Below are 3255 nucleotides of genomic sequence, written 5' to 3' on the forward strand. Positions count from 1 at the left end.
GCTCCCGGTCGAACTCGACGCGGAGGGGCGGCGAGTCGAGGCGATTCATTACGGCCGCGCAATCGCGCCAGCCGCGCCATACCAATGCTATGGCGTTGAGGATGCGCGGATCAGCAAGGTTGGCGACCGCTGGCTGATGACGACCTGCTCGGTCAGCCCCGAACGGCAATGTACCGCGCTTTACACGTCGGACGACGCACAGGACTGGCGGCTCGAGGGGATCGTGCTCGACCACCAGAACAAGGACATGCTGATCTTCGACGGGTTGATCGGCGGTAAATACTGGGCGCAGACGCGGCCGCTCGGCGATCTCTATTTCGCCTATCCGCCGGACAGCGAATGGCGCGCAGGCCCGTCGATCAACCTCGCGACATCACCCGACGCGCTCCACTGGAAACCGCTCGACCGCCCCGGCATTCGTCCGCACGCCGCGACGCTGGCGACCGCGCGGATGGGGGGTGGGGCGCCGCCGATCCTGACCGACAAGGGTTGGTTGACCTTATGGCACGGGGTCGAGCCGTCCGGCGTGGTCGGCACGTACCGCACCTATTGGTCGCTGCTCGACGCGACGGACCCGTCAGTCGTGGTCGGCGGCAGCCGCGATCCAATGCTAGAACCGGCACCCGCGCTGACCGATCCGCTCAAGGACATCATGTACCTGTCGGACATCGTGTTCACGACCGGGATCGTCGATGCCGGCGATCATTTCGTCGTCGCCAGCGGCGAGGCCGATCTGGCTTGCCGCATCACGCATGTGCCGAAATCGGTGTTCGGGCTTGCTTGATCGACGGGCACGAAGCTGGGTAGGGGCATAGGATGCCCGCGCCGCTCAACATCCTTCACATGCATTCGTCGTTCGACCTTGGCGGCAAGGAAGCGCGCGCGGTGCGGTTGATGGACGCGTTCGGCGACCGGGCGCGGCACACGATCGTATCGGGGATGCCCGATCAGCTTTCCGCGCGCGACGCGATCGCGAAGGGCGTCGCGTACGAAATCGCGCAGGACCCGCCACCGCTGACCGGACGGCCATCGGTCGCGCGGTTCGAGGCGATCGCCAAATATATGCGCCGCTTCGACCTGGTACTCAGCTACAATTGGGGCGGGATCGACGCGGTGATGGCCAAGCGCGCCTTTCCCAAGGGCGCGCCGCCGCTGGTGCATCATGAGGACGGGTTCAACGCCGACGAGGCCGCGCGATTGAAGGCGCGGCGGACGGTCTATCGCCGCATAGCGTTCGGCGCAGCGGATGCGGTCGTGGTGCCGTCCGCGACGCTCGAGCATCTCGCCAAGACGGTGTGGAAACTGTCGCCGCCGAAGCTGCACCGCATTTCGAACGGCATCCAGACCGCGCTTTACGCGCGTAAACCCGATCCGAAGGCGATCCCCGGTTTCGTCCGCAAGCCCGGCGAAACCGTGGTCGGCGCGCTGGCGGGATTGCGCGAGGTCAAGAATCTGCCCGCATTGGTCCGCGCCGCAGCCGGTTGCTCGGCGAAAATCCGGCTGGTGATCGTCGGCGAGGGGCCGGAGCGCGCGAAGATCGGACAGACCGCGGTGAATATGGGCATGACCGATCAGCTCGTGATGCCCGGCTTTCTGCCCGACCCGCACAAATATGTCGGCCTGTTCGACATCATGGCCTTGTCGTCGATGAGCGAGCAATTCCCGATCTCGGTGGTCGAAGGGATGGCTGCGGGCTTGCCAATCGCGGCGCCCAACGTGGGCGACATGCTCCACATGGTGTGCCGGGAAAATTGGCCGCTGATCGACATGCACCGCAACGAAGTCGGCTTGCGCGACGTCATCCAGGCGGCAGCCGAAAACCCCGCCGGAACCGCAGTGGTCGGCAAGCTCAACCGCGCCAAAGCCGTTGCGGAATATGACGAAAAGGTGATGATTGCGTCCTATCGCGCGCTGTACGAGAGCGTCGTCGGCAGGCCGGGGATATTAACATAGATCGCTATTTATTCGCACCGACGCATCTAGAGGGTATATCTGGGCGTTACTGTTCCAGGAGATTTACGTGTTCAAAGGCCTGAAGCCCATCATCTACAACGGCCGGGAGGTCTGGCCGCTGGTCGAGGGCGGCAAGGGCGTGGCCGCGACCAATCACGCGTCGGCGGGCGCGTGGGCGGCGGCGGGCGGAATCGGCACGGTTAGCGCAGTCAACGCCGACAGCTACGATCCCGACGGCAAGATCATTCCGCAAATCTACACCGCGCTGACCCGGCGCGAGCGGCACGAGGAGTTGATCCGCTACGCGATCGATGGCGCGGTCGAACAGGTCAAGCGCGCCTACGACATTGCCGGCGGCAAGGGTGCGATCAACATCAACGTGCTGTGGGAAATGGGCGGGGCACAGCGCATCCTGCACGGCGTGCTGGAGCGGACTCGCGGGCTGGTGTCGGGCGTCACGTGCGGCGCGGGCATGCCGTACAAATTGTCGGAAATCGCTGCGTCCTACGAGGTGAGCTACCTCCCGATCATCAGTTCGGCGCGCGCCTTTTCGGCGCTGTGGAAGCGCGCTTATTCGAAGGCGGCCGAGTGGTTGTCGGCGGTGGTGTACGAGGATCCCTGGCTGGCCGGCGGGCACAACGGCCTGTCGAACGCCGAGGATCCGTTGCAGCCGCAAGATCCCTATCCGCGCGTCAAGGCGCTACGCGAGACGATGCGCGAGGGCGGTATTCCCGACAGCGTGCCGATCGTGATGGCCGGTGGCGTGTGGTATCTCCGCGACTGGAACAACTGGATCGACAACCCAGAGCTGGGACAGATCGTCTTCCAGTTCGGTACGCGCCCACTGCTGACGAAGGAAAGCCCGATTCCCGAAGGCTGGAAAGCCAAGCTGATGGAGATCGAGCCGGGCGAAGTGCTGCTGCATCGCTTCTCCCCCACCGGTTTCTATTCGTCGGCGGTCAAGAATCCCTTCCTGCGCCTGCTCGAATCGCGCTCGGAGCGCCAGATCGCGTTTTCGACGCAGGAGGCGGGCGACCACACCTTCCAGCTCGACGTCGGCGTGAAGGGCAAGAATTTCTGGGTGACGCGCAACGACTTGCTGCGCGCGCGCGAATGGTTCGGCCAAGGGTTCACCGACGCGCTCAAGACGCCCGACAATACGCTGGTGTTCGTCACGCCCACCGAGAAAGCGGTGATCCGCAAGGATCAGGCCGATTGCATGGGCTGTCTCAGCCAATGCGCCTTCTCGTCGTGGAAGGACAGCGAGACCAACTCGACCGGCCGCCTCGCCGACCCGCGCAG

At 64.7% G+C, this 3255-nt stretch carries 3 protein-coding genes; all 3 read left to right on the forward strand.

From position 1 onward, the window contains the following. Positions 1–784: glycosidase (locus JWM94_RS00255; protein WP_299419420.1), on the forward strand; the 784-nt coding region annotated here is incomplete at its 5' end. Between the two features lie 32 nt (positions 785–816). Further along, positions 817–1953 carry a glycosyltransferase family 4 protein gene (locus JWM94_RS00260; RefSeq protein ID WP_299419423.1) on the forward strand — a complete coding sequence of 379 codons (1137 nt, stop codon included), beginning with the start codon at positions 817–819 and terminating at the stop codon, positions 1951–1953. Between the two features lie 67 nt (positions 1954–2020). After that, positions 2021–3255 (forward strand): nitronate monooxygenase (locus JWM94_RS00265; protein WP_299419427.1); only part of this gene is annotated, 1235 nt, incomplete at its 3' end.

The sequence above is a fragment of the Sphingomonas bacterium genome, assembly GCF_028289855.1.
Classification (GTDB): Bacteria; Pseudomonadota; Alphaproteobacteria; order Sphingomonadales; family Sphingomonadaceae; genus Sphingomonas.

Excerpts from the sequence above, each read along its gene's own strand:
- JWM94_RS00260 (WP_299419423.1), top strand. The coding sequence starts at position 817 with ATGCCCGCGCCGCTCAACATCCTTCACATGCATTCGTCGTTCGACCTT.